Raw genomic sequence first — 19,350 nt, forward strand, 5'->3', positions numbered from 1 at the left:
TAAAAAAAGAGGCTGTCAAATGGCAGCCTCTTTTGGTGATTGTGAAAAAAAGATTCTACAGTCCCAATGAAGAGAGCAGGTCGTCGACATCGCCCTGATCGGCTGCTTCAGAAGGACCTTTCAGTTCGCTCATTTTTGTTTGAGTTTCCTGATCCAGTTCTGCAAGAGATTTCTCCGGAGCTTCTTCCCGGGCTTTGATCTTAAGTCCGGTGGACATGTAGAGATCAAGGACAATTTTTTCAACACTCTTGATTGTGTCGATGATGATCTTAATGCGTTGACCAGTAAGGTCCTGAAAAGAAAGAGTTGTCATGATAGTCATGATGTCTTCACCGAGAGTGTTGTTGATATCGGCCAGTTTTTCCCTTTGCTCTTTTTTAACCCCGCCGGACTCGAATGCTTTAATGATATTTGCAAGGGCTGCTTGAGTCTCCTGCGTTTTTTCTAGGATGTCCATAATATCCTGAGTTGCTTTCTCTGTGGTTCGCATGATCGCATCCAACTGGTCGGATGCTTCATTGAACAAATCATCAGGGTTAGCTTCTACTGATACTGAAACATGAGTCCCTGCCGGTCCTTTTTTGGCCTTGGCAACTTCCTGATAGATATCCCGGAGTCCGTTTTGCAGGTCAATGTTGATCCGGCGGTAGAATTCACCCTCAAGCAGGGTTTGGGACATGCTTTTGGATATTTCCTTTTGTACAGCCTGTGCTATGCTTTCTTTTAGGCTGTGAGCAAGGTCATCAGAAACCTTTTCCATCATTTCCCGCACTATCTGATCATCATTAATCACAACCCACTCCTTTGAGTTCCTTCAAACTTATTTGAATATTCGGGCTAACCCAGACGGACTGCCCTGATCTGTTCTCTTTGTTCACTGAATACAAACTGTATAATGGATTCAAGATCATGTTCCCTGATTTTGGTAAAATCCATTACCCAGATGCTTTGTTCAGGTCCGGGGCGTATCTTTCCAAGTGCCCCTACAAGCTTTAAAGGAACCTGTTCAATTTCAAGAACTGCTTCCATGAAACATGGTTCCTCTATTTCATTTCCAGTTCGAAAAGTCATTCTGTTTCCGGACAGCTCAATAATTTCCAATGTAATGGGAAAGTCAAGTATAAGGTCTTTTTTGCTCTGAACTCCAAGTAACTGATCAAGCTTGCGGTCAAGTTCAGTCACGTAAACCTTAAGCCATTCAGGAACTCTGGAATCATCAAGATCTTCCGCAGGATGACTTTTATGACCGCCGGAACCACGAAAAAGAGGCTCTTCCTCTGCAGAAGAGCAAAAGCGTCCATGTCCCTTTATTCGTGTTTTGACACTTGCAAAATGTTCTGAGCGGTCCATAAAAGCTCCCGGATCAGTCCTGTGGGTCTACTTCCATAGCACGGACAGGACAGACTTTCGTGCAAAGTCCGCAGGCTGTGCATTTGTCAAGATCAAAAATGACAAGACGGGTTTCCTGATCAAGCGAAAGTGCTCCGGTAGGACACATGGACAGACACATTCCGCAATGCATGCATGACTCATCGTCTCTGGCAATTTTCTGGGCTACAGGGATCAGCTTGATTCCGTTTTCTTTAAGGTAATTTATACCTTTGTGGTAATCTTCCTCAAGGCCAATAATTTCAAGAGTCAGGCTCCCTTCAAGTCTTGGGTTGATGTCCGCTTTAAGGATATTGAAGCTGAGATTGTAGATTTTTCCCAGGTTACAGATCACCGGGCGGCCGGATACGGATGAAGGGAATGAAAGGTGGATAATTTTGTTGAAAGTCTTGTTTTCTGACATGTCTTTGTCCATTTGTTTATTTTAGGTCTTTCAGAATTGATTTAGCCCGCTTGGCTTCGGCGGAATCAGGGGCTTTCTTGACCAGATCTTCCAGAATGTAGCGACCGGATTTGGTCTTGCCCAGTTTAATGAGGCACAGGCCCTGTTTCAACAGAGCTGATCTGTACTTGTTGCTTTTGGAGTGTTTGGCAATCACTACCTGATATTTCAGAGCTGCGTTGGCGTAGTCTCCAAGCTGGTAGTAAGATTCACCTTCCCAGAAAATGGAATTGGGAACAAGCTTATGTTTGGGGAAAGTCTTGGTGAATTCGGCCCAGTCCCGGATTGCATCTTTATATTTACGCTCCTTGAACTGACTGAGAGCTTTGTCATAAAGTGCCTGTGCCGGGTCAACCGGATCGGCTTTTTTGGGTTCAGGTGCAACAACTGCAGCAATTCCACCGACTGCGGCAGTGGCATTTGCTACAGCCTGTTCGGTTGCCTTGTCTTTGGGTGCGGTGGCTTTGATCAGTCCGAGATCTATTGCCAGCTGGCTTTCAAGGGCCAGTCTCATATTTTCTACTTTCTCGGAAAGTTCTGAGAGCGACACAGTGCTGTTGGTGTCACCGGACTCCATATTAGCAACTGATTCAGACATGGCGATTACTGTTCCCTGGAGCTTCGCCACCTGCATTTTCAGCGCATTGACTTCAGCATACATGTCTGCCTGACGGGATTGCATGGGTGAACTGGAGGTCTCAATTTCATCTTTAAGCTGCTGCTTTGACTGTTGAAAGTCCTGATCCAGTGTGTCTACTCTTTTATTGAGTTGCGCTCTGGTCTGGCGTACTTCCATACGCAATTTGTCCATGTCGGAAGTGGTGACACAGCCACCTAGCCCTGTTGCTATCGGCAATGCGATAAGGGCGGCGATAACTGAATGTTTCAGATTAATCGGCATTGTATTTTTTCCCCCTTTTTCTACCGAGAATAAAGTAAGCCAGACAGCCCAAAAAGGGAATAAAAATTGAGAGCTGTATCCAGCCGACTTTTTCCATGTTCGAAGGAAATTCCCGTTGGAAAGCATCCCAGATGGCAAACAGAGTCATAGCGGCGAAAACGCCAACGCTGCCGAGGATGATGATCCAGGTTTCAAGTGGAAGATTTGGGACTTCTCCGAAGAACATTAAAAGCTCCTTTTTTTATGTATGAATAACAGGTAAATACCAATTGAAAAAAAGACAAGTGTTATAAACTGGGTCGTGCTTACAGGACCTAGGTGACCTCTGTAGTCTGCCCTGAAGAATTCAATAGTAAATCTGAACACAGAAAACAACACAAGGAATAAACCTGTTATTCTGCCTTCTGCCTTAATAAATCTTTTAGCCGCCAGCAGGATGGCAAATGTCAATAATCCTGCCAGGGAATGGTAGATTTGTGTCGGGTGCAGTGGTTGAAACAGAGGGGCAAGGGATTCAAGGTTTTTATAGGTTACTCCCCATGGAAGATCAGTGGGCTTACCGTAGCAGCAGCCTGCGAAAAAACACCCGAGGCGTCCGACTGCCTGCCCGAGAGCCATCGCCGGAGCAAAACAATCCAGCCAGGGCAGAATTTTCTGATTCTGAGACTTGAGATATAGAACTCCTCCCGAAGACCCGAAGATAATCGCACCGGAGAACACAAGTCCTCCGTTCCAGATATGGAATATCTTCAGCAGGTCTTCACTGAATTCTTGAGGATATAAAGCGGCATAAAGTGCTCTTGCTCCTAATATGCCGCTTAAAATAGCTATGATCCCTGCCATGGGAACCAGCCTGAAGTCCAGATCCCGGTAACGGGCTTCGCGCATGGCCCATCCCATAGCCAGAAGGCAGCCGGCGGTCAGATATACGCTGTAGCTGTATATTTCAATGGAGCCTATGTTAAACAGAATCGGATTCATCTTTATTCCTGTAAAGAGATATGATCATTGCAAATGCGCCGACACATATAGCGATGTCTGCAACGTTGAAAGCAGGCCAGTGGTAGGAACCGTAGTAGAAATCAAGAAAGTCAGTTACCTCATGGTAAAGGATTCTATCAATGAGGTTGCCGATGGCTCCACCCAAAACACTGGCCAGTCCCACAATCTGAAAGTAGTCATTCTTTTTAGTGGATTTGAGCAGGAAACCGATAGCTCCCATGGCAACAAAAGTTATTGCTATAAAAAAAGTGCGTTGCCAGCTGATATCTGCCCGGTTCAGAAAACCGAAAGCCGCTCCTTTGTTCACTACATGCACCAGATTAAAAAAACCGGGTATGATCACATCTGATGCCCAGAGCTCCATTTTATCTCTGACAGCTATTTTAGTGAGCTGATCCACAATCAGGACGAATACAGCAATAATTCCGGACAAAGTATATTTTCTCATCAATCATCCTTTATGTTCTGAAATCCACCTTGGCACTTCAAGCCACACTTGTAAATATGCCCCCGTCTTCATGAGGAAAACGGGGGCATTTGATTTCGGTTAAGTGCTGACTTAATTATTCAGCTGCAAGAACTGATGCGCAGCGCGGGCAGAGTTCTGGATGATCAGCATTTGTGCCCAGAGTGTCATATCTCCAGCAGCGACTGCATTTTTCGCCTTCGGCTTTTGCCACCTTTACTGCCAGACCTTCAAGTTCTTCAGGTCTGACCGCATCTTCGGGAGCTTCCGAAAGAGGCTTGATTTCTACACCTGATACAATGAAAAACTCGCGTCTTTCGATCAGCTTGATTGCTTCGATGATTTCATCGCTGACAAAAAGAGTGATGTTGGTATCAAGTGAATGGCCGATGACCTTTTCACGGCGCAGGGGCTCGATAGCTTTAGTTACCTCTGTGCGGACTGCCATGAGCAGTTCCCATTTCCTGCGTTCCGTATCATCGATAGCAGGTTTGAGCAGTTCGGGGCGAATTGCAAAAACGGTTTCAGCATCATCTTTCATTTCTTCCGGCAGGTAGGAGTATGCTTCTTCCGCGGTGAAGGAAAGAATGGGGGCCATATCGTTGAGCAGCATGAGCATTGTCTGCCAGAGCACGGTCTGAGCTGAGCGTCTTTCAAGGCTCTTTTCACCTGAGACGTAGAGTCTGTCCTTGATGATATCCAGATAAAAGGCCGACAGCTCAGTTGTGCAGAGGTTGTGCAGGGTATGGTATACCTTATGAAACTCGAACTTGGTGTATGCCTTCTGGATTACTTCATGCTGACGGTTGACCAGATCAAGAGCAAAGTGGTCAATGGGCAGCATTTCTGCAGGTGATACCGCATCGGTCTCGGGGTTGAATCCGTTGAGGTTTCCGAGAATGTAGCGGCAGGTGTTGCGCACGCGGCGATAGGTATCAACCATGCGGCTCAGGATTTCATCAGAGATCCTCACGTCTTCCTGATAGTTCACAGCGGAAACCCACATGCGCAGAATTTCTGCACCGTGCTGGTCGATGATTTCCTGGGGCGCAATGACGTTGCCTATGGATTTGGACATCTTGCGGCCATCCTTGTCCACAACGTAGCCGTGAGTCATTACCGTTTTGTATGGAGGGACACCCCGGGTTCCCATGGAAGCGAGCAGGGAGCTGTGAAACCATCCCCTGTGCTGGTCGGAACCTTCAAGATAAAGGTCGGCAGGGAAACGGTGCTCAGGACGTTTTTCCACTACAGCGGCAAAGCTGGTTCCTGAATCGAACCATACGTCAAGGATGTCATCTTCCTTGGCCCAGTGGCTGCCGCCGCATTTGGGGCACTTCAGACCTTCCGGAACGATTTCTTCAACTGATTTTTCAAACCAGTAGTCGCAGCCGCGCTCATGCTTTTCAAATTCATCCACTACGGAAAAGACCCATTCAGGATCATTGTATACTTCATCGCAGTCCTGACAGATGAGCGCGATAATGGGCACGCCCCAGTTACGCTGGCGGGATATACACCAGTCCGGGCGATTTTCGATCATATTGAAAATTCGGTCTTCACCCCATGCAGGAATCCACTGTACATCATCGCGGATAGCCTTGAGCGACTTGGTGCGCAGATCATTTTCTTCCATGGAGATAAACCACTGAGTGGTCGCACGGAAGATTACAGGCTCCTTGCAGCGCCAGCAATGAGGGTAGGAGTGGGATATTTTTTCCTGAGCAAGGAGGTTTCCGAGTTCTTCAAGCTTTTCAATTACCTTGGGGTTGGCCTCGAATACGTTGAGACCAGCGAAGTGCTCAACATCTTTTAGAAAAACCCCATCGTTGTTCATGGGAGAGTAGACTTCAAGACCGTAACGCAGGCCTGTCTCAAAGTCTTCGCGACCATGGCCGGGAGCGGTATGAACGCAACCGGTACCTGAATCCAGAGTCACGTAGTCGGCCAGTACAATCGGGGATTCACGGTCATAAATAGGATGCTTGGCCACAGCACCTTCAAGCTTCTGGCCTTCTACAGTAGCCAGTACGTTCCAGCTTTCCCATCCGAAAGCTTCGGCGCATACAGGCAGAAGTCTTTCTGCGAGAATGTAAATATCACCGTTTACTTCGGTAACTGAATATTCAAATTCGGGGTGGACAGCCACGGCCATATTGTCGGGGATTGTCCAGGGTGTAGTAGTCCAGATGCATACATATGTACGGGAAAGATCCACCTTTGAAGAAACATCATCAGGCAGGGCCTTGAGAACTTTCTCATCATTGAGCGGAAATCTTACATATATAGAAGGGGAAGAATGGTCTTCGTATTCAACTTCCGCTTCTGCAAGGGCTGTACGGCAGGAGCAGCACCAGTGAATGGGCTTTTTGCCTCGCACCACGGAACCTTTTTCCATGAAACGTCCCAGTTCACGGGCTGTAGCGGCCTCGTATTCCGGTTTCATGGTCAGATAGGGATCTTCCCAGTTTCCGAGTACTCCCAGACGTTTGAATTCCTTGCGCTGGATATCGACAAATTTAGCCGCGTATTCTCTGCAGAGCTTACGGATAACAGTTGTGGGGAGTTCTTTTTTCTTTTTCTTGAGTTCCTGTTCAACCTTGTGCTCAATCGGCAGTCCATGACAGTCCCAGCCGGGTACATACTCGGCTTTTTGCCCCTGAAGGTTGCGGGACTTGACAATAATGTCCTTGAGAACCTTGTTCATGGCTGTGCCCATGTGAATATGGCCATTTGCATACGGGGGGCCATCATGAAGCACGTATTTATCGGCATCCGCATTGGCTTCGACCATTTTGTCGTAAACAGAAATTTCCTCCCAGCGTTTGAGCATCTCAGGCTCGCGCTGTTTGAGGTTGGCTTTCATGGGAAATTTTGTTTTGGGCAGACACAGAGTCTTTTTGTAATCGCTCATGACTGGAAAAGTCCTCCGGAACTCTCTTTAAGGTACGGTATTGAATTAAATGTTGTCTAATCGAATAGCTGCCTGAATACGGATGTTCAAAAACAAGGACTTTAATTTCAACTTGTTATGGTGAATAAGAACAGTGTTCCGTCTTCTGTGGAAAATTAAACAACCTTACTGGCGTAAACTTTGAAAAATAAAAATGCTCGAAAAAGAGCGGCGTTATCTTGAAACAAGCCTCTTTGGAAGTCAACCCGGACTTGTTGTTTCATCCTATAATGAAATGAGTCCATCAATGGTAGCGGCTTTCTGGTAGAGAGTCACTATTTCATCAGCGCACGAGGCATTTATTATCACGGTTACGCTGGTGTATTTTCCGGTTTTTGAGTCTTTTTCAGTGTGGGGAATACCTTCAAGCATGGATTTGAGCTCTGCGAGCGACTTTGCGGGTACGATGAATTTAAATGTGTAATCGCAAGGCCATTCATGGTGCTCATCAAGAGTTTCTTTGAATTTATCCAGTGATTGTTGCATGTTATTACCTTGTTATGAATTTTGTTGTATCTGTTTTTGTATATATTTTCAGTTGTAGCTGAATCTGATTTTCCCCAGAGGGCGTACATTGTGAAGTGTTCATATAGGAATGCTTACTACCCCTGTCAATGGTATGAAAAAAAATACATATATCTCTAAAGGAACCGAAGCATCCTGCCGATATGTAAACCAGACAGCTTTCTATACCAGTAATTAAACAAGGACATAGAAAATGAAGAAAAGAAATTTACACGCAGCAAATTTTCGTAGGGTACTTGAATTGTTCCATGAGAATAAAGATGCTGATGCAACCAAACTTCTCAAGATTATACAGGAAGATTATCTTGAACTGTATAATGAAAATAAAGAGCTGCGCTCACAAATAAAAGAAGTCGCAGATATACTGGATCTTGCAGAGTGTATGGAGTTCGACGGTCAGAAATACTGGATTGATGAAGACTCTGAAAAGACAGGTCCATATTGCCAGGTGTGTTATGACCGTGATGGTGTCCTTATAAGATTGCAGGAGCGTTCCAAGCACTGGGAGTGCTATTCTTGCCAGAATCTTTTTGTTAAAATGCCTACCGGAAATGTAATCCACAAAAGCAGACCCAAAAAAGAATCTAAACCACCTTTGAGGCTTTTCAGCTGATTTAATATTTGTTTCTCATTTTTCAGTCCTTAATCGTAGAAACGGGCTTGTCGAATTCTTTCGGCAGGCCCGTTTCGTTTTATATTTCCACCTACGGCTTTTGGGGCACAATCAGTAGCTTTAAAGATAAAAAATTAACATTATAGTGGTGGAAAATTACTTTTGATTCAAGTATCGAATTCAGGTTTGTGACAAATGGGTTGAGAATGTTTCAATTCAGGAAAGGCAGGCTGGAGGGCATTTATATATGGTTTTAAATGAACGTCATATGCAGCTTTTGAAGCACATAAAAAGTTATGCTGCCATTAAAAGGTATCACGGTCTACTGCCGAAAAGAGAAGCTGCGTTTTATGATATTGAGCTTTTAGAAGGATTACTTGATGCAGGGCTGATTGAAGAGGGTAGTATCTGCACTTCATGTGGAAACAACCTTGAAGGCTATCGGTTGTCCCGGGAAGCGGAAAGGGAATTTGAAAACAAAGGGATCGACATAAAAGATTCCGACTGGGAAAGAATCTGCTGTGTGGACATGGAGATCGACCAGTATCTGGATAAGGTTCACGTGAAAGCCTTGATGGACATCTACTACCTTACCAGAGTTTCAATGTTTGGCGGTATCGCTCCTATCGATGTTTTGGCAGGGAGTTATACAGAAGATGTTTTCAATGTGCTCCTTGATGTCGGTTTTGTGTATCGCATATCCCTGAAAGGGCCTACTATCAGGTATGAAAATGGTTTTGTTCTTTCGGATAAAGCTTCACGGATGCTGCAGCAGGCGGGGCATGTAAAATGAGCTGTATTTTCAGGTGCTGGTATTTTATTTTTCCTGACAAAGTCTGCTGATTTTTGACATCGGCATTGAACACGGGCCTCCCTAAGTGGGCGGCCTTTTATTTTGGTCTCATTCTGGTTTAATTTAAAAGTCATTTTGGAAAAAAATACCTGATCTATTTCTTTATATTGTAATTGAAATGTCTTTTGATGTAGCATGCACTGATAAATGCCCAAACAGCGAGGTCACATAATGTCTGATAAATTTTTATGTATTCATGGCCATTTTTACCAGCCCCCAAGAGAGGATCCCTGGCTGGATAAGATTTTTCCCGAAGGCAGTGCCGCTCCTTTCAGGCACTGGAATGAACGTATCTGCCGTGAGAGTTACGGCCCCCTTGCCTGGGCTCGGCGTACAGGCGGTGATGGCGTGTTCGATATCGTTAACTGCTATGAGTGGATGAGCTTTAACGTTGGGCCGACCCTTTTCCGCTGGATTGAGCGTTCGGAACCTGAACTGTATAATAAAATAATTGAGGCCGATGCACGCAGTCTTGAGCGGTGGGGGCATGGGAACGCAATTGCCCAGATTTATCATCATGTGATCATGCCTTTAGCATCAGAAGCAGATAAACAGGCTGAGGTAGCCTGGGCTGTTGCTGATTTTGAGTCTAGATTTAAACGCAGGCCTGAAGGTATGTGGCTTTCTGAAACGGCTTGTGACACGGCTTCCCTTGAAGCTCTCGCAGATGAGGGGATTCTGTTCGCATTGCTCGCTCCCAGACAGGCGGAAGCCGTTGCAGAAAAAGGGACTGAAGACTGGCGTGAGGTTGATGAATATTCACTGAATATCAAAGAACCTTACCTTGTTGAACTACCCTCGGGCCGCACCATTTCCATCTTTTTTTATGACGGTGGTCTGTCTCAGGCTATTGCCTTTGAAGGGCTATTGCGGAACGGAGATGATTTTTGGAATAAACTTTCGCAGGCTTCTGCCCCGGGGTTGTTGTCCATAGGTACAGATGGCGAAACTTACGGCCATCATGTTGAGTTCGGGGAAATGGCTCTTGCATACGTTCTTTCCCAGGGAATTGAACAAAGGGACGGCATAAGCCTTTTGAATTATGGTGCGTATCTTTCCAAATTTCCTCCCCGGCACAAAGTTAGAATCCGTGAAAATTCTTCGTGGAGCTGCTACCACGGTGTTGAGCGCTGGCGCAGCGACTGTGGTTGTAATACCGGCGGTCATCCCGGTTGGAATCAGCAATGGCGAAAACCTCTGCGTGAAGGTCTGGATGAGATTAAGTCCTTGATGGACAAGCATTTTTTTAATCTCGGAAAAAAGATATACAACGATCCCCAAGCCGCTTTTATGGATTATGGATCGTTGCTTAGCGGGATTGTTTCACAGGAAGATTTTTTCAAGAAACACTTTAAGGTTTCGTCTGAATCAAAAGATGCAGATCTTGGCTGGAAACTGTTGTCCATGCAGAAATGGGCGCTGTCTTCATTTGCCAGTTGCGGCTGGTTTTTTGATGATCTGGCCCGACTTGAGCCTGTTAATGATATGGCATTTGCATTGCGGGCCATGGAAATTGCTAAAGATACCGGACTGATCGGTCTTGAAGAGATTTTTCTGGCAGTAATCAGCGAAGCCAGCTCCAACGAAGAGCGATATGGTTCCGGTGCAGACCTTTGGGAGAGCAAGGTTAAAACCCAGAGTGAAACTCCGGTCAGCCTCATCGGTCAGGCGCTTGTAAGATTGTATGTTGAAGATGCCTTTCCAATGCCCGGTGAGGAAGGGCGGATTGAATGGCCCGGAGTCTCGGTTATAATCAATGTTGATGACACTTCCCTCGTGGTCAGCAGAGGTGAAGCCAGTATTCGCTGGAATCTTGAATCCGAAGTCAAAACATACAGCTGGAAATGGAATCGCGGGGACCGTGTCATGGGAGGCTCAGTCGAAGTTACCGATTCATCAGGACATGATGAAAAGATGATTTTAGGTGACATCTCATGGAAGAAAAAACAGTCGTTATCATTGGCATGGGTTGATCGCATTGCACGGGAAAACTGGGATGCCAAAGTTCAGAATACTGGGTGCGGACCTGTTCTTTTCAATAGATATGAAGATTACCAGACAGAACAGACCTGGAGCGGAAAATGGCGGGAAATATGGACTGGCCTGGCTTGGCAGTTCCTGTTCTCAGATGATGAGGTGAGTGAAGATTTCACTCACTTCATGAAGGAGACAGGGCGTGATCACCCTGATATGGATTATTTTGTGGACAAGCTTTCCGCCACACTCTGCCGTATGCTTAACGATGATCTGATGCAACGGGAGAATATCAGAAACGCGATCAGTCGCTCCAAGATAATTGATCTGCCCCTCGATCTCTGGAAGCTTCAGAACTGCTACTGGGAAAAAGTGCTTAAAGGAGAGAAGGATGCAGAGCTTGGACAGATACTTGGTTTTGATCTCTGATCAATCAGATTGGTGTCAGAGCGCCGTCTATGTTGAGGAAGTAATTCTGAATTACTTGAGTCTTAAGATATTCTAAGTGTTTGTTTTGTTACTATAATGAAAAATTTTATGAAAAACTATTAGTTGCTGGTGCAGGAGTTTAACTGATCAGCCTCTGAATTTTTCACTAACCTTTTAATGCTCATGGAAGCTTAAAAGTCCGTTGAGGGTTTAACCCCAACGGACTTTTTTAATAATAATTCAAGATGTTCTTCTGTTAGAATTCGTATACAGCTCCGGAACCCATCGGACTGACATCACATGAGAGCCTTTTTCTGAGAAATTCGAATCCCTCTGCACCGGTACAATGACCGGCAGAAATCATTTCAGGATTGAATTCCTCAATAAGTGCCGCTGTTTTTTCGAATTCATTCTCACCGGAATGGAATAGATGCAATCCGCCGATTATGGCATGGACTTTATCAATCCCGGTCAGTTCACGAAGATGGTAAAGAGAATTGCCGATGCCACTATGACAACATCCGAGAATAACTACCGGTCCAGAATTGCTCATGAGTAGCAGGAACGCATCATCGGGGACATGGTCGGTCTCGGTCATTTCCGGGTCAATGAACAATCCTTCGGTTGCCTCGAAGAAGCCTTCACGGCGGGGAATAGACGTGATCATAAACAGCCCGTCATCAAGCTCAACGTGATCACGCACAATAACCGTTCCGGGGTATTCGCAGGGAAACGAAGCTTTTTTAGCACTGCCATCGTCTTCCTTCGCAAAACGTTCAGCCGAAAAATCAGGATGGGCGTAAACCGGACCCATGAATTGAGCATCCATGAGGGCGTCCATACCACCTGTGTGATCCCAGTGGCCATGACTTAATGCTATCCCTTTGGCCTTCTCGGGCTTGATTTTCATCTCTGCCGCGTTTTTAAGAAAAAGCGATGTTGCTCCGCAGTCCCATAGCCAAAGTTCGTCTCCGGGCAGTTCAAGAGCCATGGACAGCCCCCATTCCTTGCCGAGAGAATTATTCATGGTCTCGTTGTCACACAGTACCGAAATCCTGCATGGGTCAGTATAATGTCCGTTTATATTGAGGGCCATTTCTGAGGATCGTCCTTGAATAGTTTATAGTTGATTGAGTCAACCAGAGCCTGCCAACTGGCCTCGATAATGTTGTGGCTGACACCCATGGTGGTCCACTGTGATTTACCGTCTGTGGACTCAATGAGCAGTCTAACATTCGAACTGGTCCCCGCTGCCTGACGTACCGCACCGGAAAGAACCCTGACTTTGAAGTCCTGGAGTCTCACGTCTTTCAGGGAAGGGTAGAACGGCTCAAGCGCTTTACGCAAGGCTTTGTCAAGCGCGTTTACCGGGCCTTCTCCCGAAGCTGCGGTATGGTTTTCCTGGCCGTGAACTTTCACTATTACAGTAGCTTCCGAGAATGGTTCGGAATCGTTCTGGCGTTTTGCATCAACAACAAAAAAGTTGATGAATTCAAAATACCGTTTTGACCAGCCCATGGCCTTGAAGAACAGCAATTCAAAGGACGCTTCGGCAGCAGAGTATTCAAAGCCGATGCTTTCACGTTCCTTTATGTCCGCAAGGATTGTCTTGACTGCGGGATCGTTTTTATCAAGGTCGTATCCGTATTGCTTGGCCTTGTAGAGCACGTTGCTTTTGCCGGATAGATCAGAAAGCAGAACACGTCTGTCGTTACCGACCAGAAGCGGATCAATATGCTCATAGCTTGTCGAGTCCTTAAGTACCGCACTCACATGGATACCGCCTTTGTGGGCAAAAGCAGCATGTCCTACAAACGGCTGGCGAAGAAACGGACGCAGGTTCGCTATTTCAGTGATATAAGTGGATGCGTTTTTAAGCTGGGCCAGTTTTTCACTGCCGATGGTTTCATATCCAAGCTTGAGTTCAAGGTTGGGAATGATTGAACACAGGTTTGCATTGCCGCAACGTTCCCCGTATCCGTTAATGGTTCCCTGAATCTGTACAGCACCGTTTTTGACAGCCGTAAGTGAATTGGCCACAGCCAGTTCACAGTCGTTGTGGGCGTGTATGCCTATGCTGCACCCCGGAATCTTATCCAGCACAACTTTGCAGGCCTCCGCCACTTCCTCAGGCATTGAACCTCCGTTGGTGTCACACAAGACAAGAACATCAGCTCCTGCTTCGTGGGCAGCCTTCAGGCAGCTCAGAGTAAACTCGGGGTTGGCTTTGAAGCCGTCAAAGAAGTGCTCGGCATCGAAAAACAGCTCTTCTACATGAGGTCGCAGATAGCCGATGCTGTTGCTGATCAGTTCGATGTTTCTCTCCAGGGTGACACCTAGAGCATTAGTGGCATGGAAGTCCCAGGTCTTTCCGAAGATGGACATTACCTTGGCTCCGGAATCAACAAGAGCGTTCAGATTGGGGTCTTTCTCCGGGGTAAGCCGGTTCATATGGGTGGAGCCAAAGGCGGAAATCTTGCACTTTTTTAAAGCGTAGTTCTGGATTTCCTGAAAGAATTCCTTGTCGGTGGCATTGGAGCCGGGCCAGCCGCCCTCGACGTAATGTACGCCGAGGTCGTCCAGCTTGCGGGTTATGCGTACTTTGTCCTGTACGCTCAAGTTTATTTCTTCGGATTGTGTGCCGTCACGCAGAGTGGTGTCGTATATTTTTATTTGTTTCATTTTTTAGAGCATGTTTTCTTCGGACCCGCTTTTATCGAGCCCGAACGTGTTGTGGAGCGTTCTTATGGCCAGTTCAGTATATTTTTCTTCGATAAGGCAGGTAATTTTAATTTCGGATGTGCTGATCATCAGTATGTTTATGTTCTCGTCACGCAGAGCCTGAAAAGCGCGGGAAGCAACACCGGAGTGGTTGCGCATTCCGACTCCGATAACGGAGACTTTACATACATTCTTATCATACAGCACGTCCTCGGCTCCCATCGGCTCTTTGATCTGGTCGATGATCTCAAGCGTTTTCTTAAGGTCGGCACGGGGAATAGTGAAGGTCATGTCTGTCCGGCCTTCACGACTGGGGTTCTGGACAATCATGTCAACCAGTACACCGGCTTCTGCAAGAGGAGTAAAAAGAGCGGCAGAGACGCCCGGTTCATCCTTGACTTTTTCAAGGGTTACACGGGCCTGGTCTTTATCATAAGCAATACCGGAAACAAGAACTGATTCCATATTTTTATCCTCCTGAGTGACATATGTTCCAATCTCGTCGCTGAAAGTAGAGCGGACATGAACTTTAACATTATATTTTTTGGCAAATTCAACTGAACGGATCTGTAGTACCTTGGCTCCCATGCTGGCCATCTCAAGCATCTCGTCATAAGAAATGGTATCGAGCTTGCGGGCCATGCTGCATACGTTGGGGTCAGTTGTAAAAACTCCCGGAACGTCGGTGAAAATTTCACAGAGATCAGCTTCAATAGCGGCAGCCATGGCTACGGCCGAAGTATCAGAACCACCGCGGCCCAGGGTGGTAATTCGTCTGTTTTCATCACAGCCCTGGAAACCAGCAACGACAAGAATATCGTTTTCTTCCAGAAGTTCTTCCATTCTGGAGCGGTCAATATCCAGAATTCGAGCTCTGGAATATGAAGAGTTGGTTTTAACCGGAATCTGAAAACCCAGCAGTGAACGAGCCTTAATTCCGCGATCTTTGAGAAGCATGGCAAACAGGGCCACTGAAACCTGTTCGCCTGTTGATACCAGAGAATCCATTTCCGCGAGGTCTGGTTTGTCGGACCATTCATTAGCAAGATCAATAAGGCGGTTGGTTTCACCGGCCATTGCTGAGAGGACTACGATTACTTTGTTGCCTTTTTCGTAAGGCACCAGAACTTTTTCCAGCACTTGCTTCATGCATTCGAGGTTCCTGACCGAGGTTCCACCGAATTTCTGTACTACGATGTTCATTTGAACATTATCTCCTTACCACATTAGTTCAACGGATGTTATTGGAATGACTTGAGAAGTGAGGCAAGCTCTTCAAAGAGGGAGGTCGCTGAACCATGCAGGGTCAATTCTATTGTTCTGCCGGATGGGGCAGGTATCCAAGTGAAGAGCAGTGCGTTTTCAGGCCAGAATTCCATCTTCAGATACTGAATCCACTCGACAACTGTCAAAGATTTTTTATTGTTTATCAGATCAAAGAAGTCGTCATCGGGGGTCTGTCCTTCAAGACGATATAGGTCAAAATGATTAACCTGCGGTTTTGTGGGGTAAATATTAAGAATATTGAAACTGGGGCTGCTCACTTCTGCGTTTTGCGCACCCGGGAAAGATTCTACCAGTGCTCTGACCAATGTCGTCTTGCCTGAGCCCAGATCGCCGTTTAAAAACAGGGGAATCGTTGTTTTTTGATTGATAAAAAAAGAAGCCAGAGTGGAGCCGAGCCTCATAGTCGACTCCACATCCGGCAGTTGAAGCGTTATTTTATTTTTTGTCATTTGATTGAGTAAGTACTTTCAGGACATCTTCCTTGCCCACCACTCCGACAAGTCTGCCGTCTTCGACGACCGGAAGTGTGTAAAGCTTGCGCTCCACCATCAGGTCGGCAATTTCTTCAATGTCTGTTTCAGGTTTGATGGTTACAGGGTCAGCTGTCATTGCATGTTCTACCTTGGTGGCCGCTATTTTGTTCACTTCTTTTTCAAGTTCATCTTGTGATGAAAATGATATGAAGCCGTCCAGAATGGTGAACAGGGATGGCAGTGAAACTGATTTCTGTTGCGCTACAAGGTCACTCTGGCAGATCACGCCCACCAGCTTGCCGTCCTTATCCACTACAGGCACACCATTGAGATGCTTTTCAAGTAACAGTTTTGCAGCAGTTGCCACATCGTTTTCGGGATTCAGGGTCAGCGCACCTGATGTCATTATGTCTTTGGCTTTCAGCATAGTTCCTCCTTGAGCACTACGGGCAGCATGTTCGCTATTTCAGTTGCAATGTTTCCACGAAAGGGAAATTTTTCGCCAAGATACAGTCCTGCCAGTCCATGCCAGTATACCCCGATACAGCTCGTTTGCATAGGAGGAATTGACCTCGCCAGCAGTGCCCCAAGCACCCCGGCAAGAATGTCTCCTGAACCGGCAGCGGCAAGGTTGGGGGCTGAAACAGGAGAGATCATGCTTCTGCCGTCCGGACATCCGATAACGGTTCCCGCACCCTTTAAAATCAGATAGATATTTTTGGACACAGCATACTTGTGTGCAGTATCGATTCGAGAAGATTCAACCTCTTCAATCGACTTGTTCACGAGTCGTCCCATTTCGCCGGGATGGGGAGTGAAAATTGAATTTTCCTGTATGGATTGCATAAGGTGTGATTGCCGGGCAAGCACGTACAGGGCATCAGCGTCATACACAGCAGGCGGGTGGCCGTTTTCAACCAGTGCTTCAATTAACTTGAATGCACCTTCGTCACGTCCCAGCCCCGGTCCGATAACCACTGAATCATACTTATCCAGTTCAGGCAGCAGTTCCGCAATAGCCTGATCATCCCAATGATCACTGCTGCCGAGTGCTTTGGTCATCAGTTCCGGTCTGCCGCCTTTGGCTTCAGGAGCAAGCAAGGCAGGGCAGGCCATGGTGGTAAAGCCAGCACCGGAGCGCATAGCCGCAATGGCTGCCAGATGCAATGCTCCAGTAAGCCCTTTGGAGCCTCCTATCAGCAGAACATGTCCCGAAGAACCTTTATGCATTTCAGGAGTAGGAAGCGGAATAAAATCCAGAACTTCATTGTTGATCACATAACTTGCTGAAGGGTGTTTGTATTTTACCTCTCCGGGAATTCCGATGGGCGCAATTACCAGTTTGCCTGTGTATTCAGCCGCTTGTGGTACAATCAGGCCGACTTTGGCGTTTTCAAAAGTTACCGTGACATGAGACCTTACAGCAGCGGGCTGGGGGGCTCCTGTCAGGCCGTTTAGACCTGATGGTACATCTATGGAAAAAATGAAACATGACTGCCCGGCTTCGTTGATGGCGTTGACTATATCAAGAGCAAAAGGCCTTAACTGTCCGTCAAAGCCGGTTCCGAGCAGGCCATCAATTATGATGTCGGCATCGGGCAGTCTCAGATTTTTTGCGGGCCGGAGATATTTCATATCCACGCCCAGCTTTGAAGCCAGACGCATATGATAGGATGCATCCCCTTTGTATTTATTTTTTGGGGCAGTGTGCAGAATCAGTACATCCGCTCCAAGATCGGCCAGTAAACGTCCCATTACGAATCCGTCTCCGCCGTTGTTACCCGGCCCGGCAATGATCAGTATCCTTTCACCGGATATGTCTCCGTATTCGTTGAGAAGGGTAAAGACAGCTTCCCTTCCGGCGTTTTCCATCAGAATTTCGCCTTTGATGCCGACTTCGTTGATAGTCACTTTGTCCCAGTTGGACATTTCAAATGGTGTGGGAAGGGGAGAGAACATTAACGCCTCCTGTTTTGTGAACTCCAGCGGTTTCCCTGACAGATTTATCCCTAGGCCTGACGTGCATCCTGTCTTTTCGTGGGGTGCCGGGAAACTGCATGACCGTTTTGGATGGATAAATGAAACCTTATCAACCCATCAGTTTCTCAGCCGTGGGATGCCACCAGAGTACAGCAGTGGTGCTGATTGGAGTTGAATTAAAAAGCAATCAATTCTCAAGTACCACAACTGCCGCGGCATTGTCCCGTCCGTGAGTTATGGAAATATGAACTCCTTTTACACCCATTTCCCGGCTGCGCTCAAGTGCTTTACCATGAAAATTCAACTGTGGCGCTCCGGATTCATTACGTGTTATCTCCACACATTTAAAGGTTATGCCATCGGCAAATCCTGTACCAAGTGCTTTTACGGCAGCCTCTTTGGCTGCGAATCTCGCAGCGAGGTATGGCACAGGGTTTTTGGGTGGCATCAGCTCATGCTCTTTTGGGGTAAGTATCTTTTCGGTGAAGCGTCCACCGAATTGCTCCAGTGAACGCTTGATGCGGTCAAGTTCTGTTATATCAATACCAAGACCTATGATCATGATTAATCTGCAAATGTTCTTATGATTTCAACCATATCGCGTACGGCGCGGTCCATGCCGACCATGATTGCTCGGGACATTATGGAATGGCCGATGGAGTATTCGCAGATTCCGGGGATGTCCGCAAAATCCATTATATTAACATAGTTAAGGCCATGCCCGAGGTTGACCTTCAGTCCCAGATCCTGACTCATTTTTATTCCGTCAATGATTCGTGAAAGTTCTACTTTCTGTTCAGCTCTGGTTGTGCTATCGGCAAAGTGGCCGGTATGTATTTCAACATATTCGGCTCCGATAGTCTTCGCTGCTTTGATCTGGGCGGGGTCGGCATCAATGAACAGACTGGAGCCTATTCCTTTTTCGTGGAGCGGAGCCAGATATTCAACGAGCCTTTTTTCCTGTCCAACGCAGTTAAGACCGCCTTCGGTGGTCAGCTCTTCCCGTTTTTCAGGAACGAGGCATACGGTGGCCGGAGTTATGTTCAAGGCAATCTGCTGCATTTCTTCGGTGGCGGCCATTTCGAAATGAAAATCCGTCTGGATAGTTTTGCTGATGAGGTCGATATCGCGGTCCTGCACGTGGCGTCTGTCTTCACGAAGATGCATTATGATTCCGGCTGCACCTGCCAGTTCGCATATGGCGGCTGCGGTTACGGGATCCGGTTCTGTTCCGAGACGGGCTTGTCTGAGTGTCGCCACATGGTCGACGTTGACACATAAAAGGGGCATGTTTATATCCTCCGCTTGTATTGCTTAATTTCTAATCGGTTTTCCAGACTGC

The 19,350-nt window shown here is 46.7% G+C and carries 20 protein-coding genes; 3 read left to right on the forward strand and 17 right to left on the reverse strand.

Annotated elements, in window-relative coordinates; translation table 11 throughout:
- Positions 1–55: 55 nt before the first annotated feature.
- The 9 genes from ACZ5PW_RS12230 to ACZ5PW_RS12270 form a co-directional block, all read right to left on the reverse strand.
- Positions 56–793 (reverse strand): protein phosphatase CheZ, encoded by a 738-nt coding sequence (locus ACZ5PW_RS12230; RefSeq protein WP_464553980.1) that lies wholly within the window; start codon positions 791–793, stop codon positions 56–58.
- Positions 794–837: 44 nt separating this feature from the next.
- Entirely contained in the window at positions 838–1,350 is a 513-nt protein-coding gene (locus ACZ5PW_RS12235; protein WP_464553983.1) for a hypothetical protein, read from the reverse strand.
- Between the two features lie 13 nt (positions 1,351–1,363).
- Positions 1,364–1,792 (reverse strand): 4Fe-4S binding protein, encoded by a 429-nt coding sequence (locus tag ACZ5PW_RS12240; protein WP_464553987.1) that lies wholly within the window; start codon positions 1,790–1,792, stop codon positions 1,364–1,366.
- Positions 1,793–1,808: 16 nt separating this feature from the next.
- Entirely contained in the window at positions 1,809–2,732 is a 924-nt protein-coding gene (gene ybgF, locus ACZ5PW_RS12245) for a tol-pal system protein YbgF (RefSeq protein ID WP_464553989.1), read from the reverse strand.
- A complete protein-coding gene (locus tag ACZ5PW_RS12250; protein ID WP_464553992.1) occupies positions 2,722–2,958 on the reverse strand; it encodes a PLD nuclease N-terminal domain-containing protein in 237 nt (78 codons plus the stop codon). Before ACZ5PW_RS12250 ends, ybgF begins: the two co-directional genes overlap by 11 nt.
- The gene (gene lgt / locus ACZ5PW_RS12255; protein ID WP_464553995.1) at positions 2,958–3,713 is read right to left on the reverse strand and encodes a prolipoprotein diacylglyceryl transferase; all 756 of its coding nucleotides are present in this window, start codon (positions 3,711–3,713) and stop codon (positions 2,958–2,960) included. Before lgt ends, ACZ5PW_RS12250 begins: the two co-directional genes overlap by 1 nt.
- Positions 3,694–4,182: a signal peptidase II gene (lspA, locus tag ACZ5PW_RS12260; protein ID WP_464553998.1), complete on the reverse strand. Its 489-nt coding sequence runs from the start codon at positions 4,180–4,182 to the stop codon at positions 3,694–3,696. The genes lgt and lspA overlap by 20 nt, the downstream gene beginning before the upstream one ends.
- A 115-nt stretch (positions 4,183–4,297) precedes the next feature.
- On the reverse strand, positions 4,298–7,114 hold the full coding sequence (gene ileS, locus ACZ5PW_RS12265) for an isoleucine--tRNA ligase (protein WP_464554002.1): 2,817 nt from the start codon (positions 7,112–7,114) through the stop codon (positions 4,298–4,300).
- A gap of 264 nt (positions 7,115–7,378) precedes the next feature.
- Positions 7,379–7,639: a DUF493 family protein gene (locus ACZ5PW_RS12270; RefSeq protein ID WP_464554005.1), complete on the reverse strand. Its 261-nt coding sequence runs from the start codon at positions 7,637–7,639 to the stop codon at positions 7,379–7,381.
- 232 nt (positions 7,640–7,871) lie between these two features.
- On the opposite strand from ACZ5PW_RS12270, the gene ACZ5PW_RS12275 reads away from it, so the two are divergent.
- The 3 genes from ACZ5PW_RS12275 to ACZ5PW_RS12285 all read left to right on the forward strand — a co-directional run bounded on the left by ACZ5PW_RS12275 (position 7,872) and on the right by ACZ5PW_RS12285 (position 11,547).
- Positions 7,872–8,291 carry a hypothetical protein gene (locus ACZ5PW_RS12275; protein ID WP_464554008.1) on the forward strand — a complete coding sequence of 140 codons (420 nt, stop codon included), beginning with the start codon at positions 7,872–7,874 and terminating at the stop codon, positions 8,289–8,291.
- 247 nt (positions 8,292–8,538) lie between these two features.
- The gene (locus ACZ5PW_RS12280) at positions 8,539–9,084 is read left to right on the forward strand and encodes a hypothetical protein (protein ID WP_464554011.1); all 546 of its coding nucleotides are present in this window, start codon (positions 8,539–8,541) and stop codon (positions 9,082–9,084) included.
- A gap of 231 nt (positions 9,085–9,315) precedes the next feature.
- Positions 9,316–11,547, forward strand: a complete 2,232-nt coding sequence (locus ACZ5PW_RS12285) for a DUF3536 domain-containing protein (protein WP_464554014.1) — start codon at positions 9,316–9,318, stop codon at positions 11,545–11,547.
- A 256-nt stretch (positions 11,548–11,803) separates the two neighbouring features.
- On the opposite strand, the gene ACZ5PW_RS12290 is transcribed toward ACZ5PW_RS12285, so the two are convergent.
- The 8 genes from ACZ5PW_RS12290 to ACZ5PW_RS12325 form a co-directional block, all read right to left on the reverse strand.
- Entirely contained in the window at positions 11,804–12,643 is an 840-nt protein-coding gene (locus ACZ5PW_RS12290; protein ID WP_464554017.1) for an MBL fold metallo-hydrolase, read from the reverse strand.
- The gene (gene cimA / locus ACZ5PW_RS12295; RefSeq protein ID WP_464554020.1) at positions 12,628–14,229 is read right to left on the reverse strand and encodes a citramalate synthase; all 1,602 of its coding nucleotides are present in this window, start codon (positions 14,227–14,229) and stop codon (positions 12,628–12,630) included. The genes ACZ5PW_RS12290 and cimA overlap by 16 nt, the downstream gene beginning before the upstream one ends.
- Positions 14,230–14,232: 3 nt before the next feature.
- On the reverse strand, positions 14,233–15,471 hold the full coding sequence (locus ACZ5PW_RS12300; RefSeq protein ID WP_464554023.1) for an aspartate kinase: 1,239 nt from the start codon (positions 15,469–15,471) through the stop codon (positions 14,233–14,235).
- Positions 15,472–15,509: 38 nt separating this feature from the next.
- On the reverse strand, positions 15,510–15,956 hold the full coding sequence (gene tsaE, locus ACZ5PW_RS12305; protein WP_464554026.1) for a tRNA (adenosine(37)-N6)-threonylcarbamoyltransferase complex ATPase subunit type 1 TsaE: 447 nt from the start codon (positions 15,954–15,956) through the stop codon (positions 15,510–15,512).
- A gap of 34 nt (positions 15,957–15,990) precedes the next feature.
- Positions 15,991–16,455, reverse strand: coding sequence for a CBS domain-containing protein (locus ACZ5PW_RS12310; RefSeq protein ID WP_464554029.1), 465 nt, complete (start codon positions 16,453–16,455; stop codon positions 15,991–15,993).
- Positions 16,449–17,987 carry an NAD(P)H-hydrate dehydratase gene (locus ACZ5PW_RS12315; RefSeq protein ID WP_464554032.1) on the reverse strand — a complete coding sequence of 513 codons (1,539 nt, stop codon included), beginning with the start codon at positions 17,985–17,987 and terminating at the stop codon, positions 16,449–16,451. Before ACZ5PW_RS12315 ends, ACZ5PW_RS12310 begins: the two co-directional genes overlap by 7 nt.
- Before the next feature lie 208 nt (positions 17,988–18,195).
- Positions 18,196–18,570 carry a holo-[acyl-carrier-protein] synthase gene (locus tag ACZ5PW_RS12320; RefSeq protein ID WP_464554034.1) on the reverse strand — a complete coding sequence of 125 codons (375 nt, stop codon included), beginning with the start codon at positions 18,568–18,570 and terminating at the stop codon, positions 18,196–18,198.
- A 2-nt stretch (positions 18,571–18,572) separates the two neighbouring features.
- Complete coding sequence (locus ACZ5PW_RS12325; protein WP_464554036.1) at positions 18,573–19,298, reverse strand: pyridoxine 5'-phosphate synthase; 726 nt, start codon at positions 19,296–19,298, stop codon at positions 18,573–18,575.
- Positions 19,299–19,350: the final 52 nt, after the last annotated feature.

The sequence above is a fragment of the Maridesulfovibrio salinus genome, from assembly GCF_055394525.1.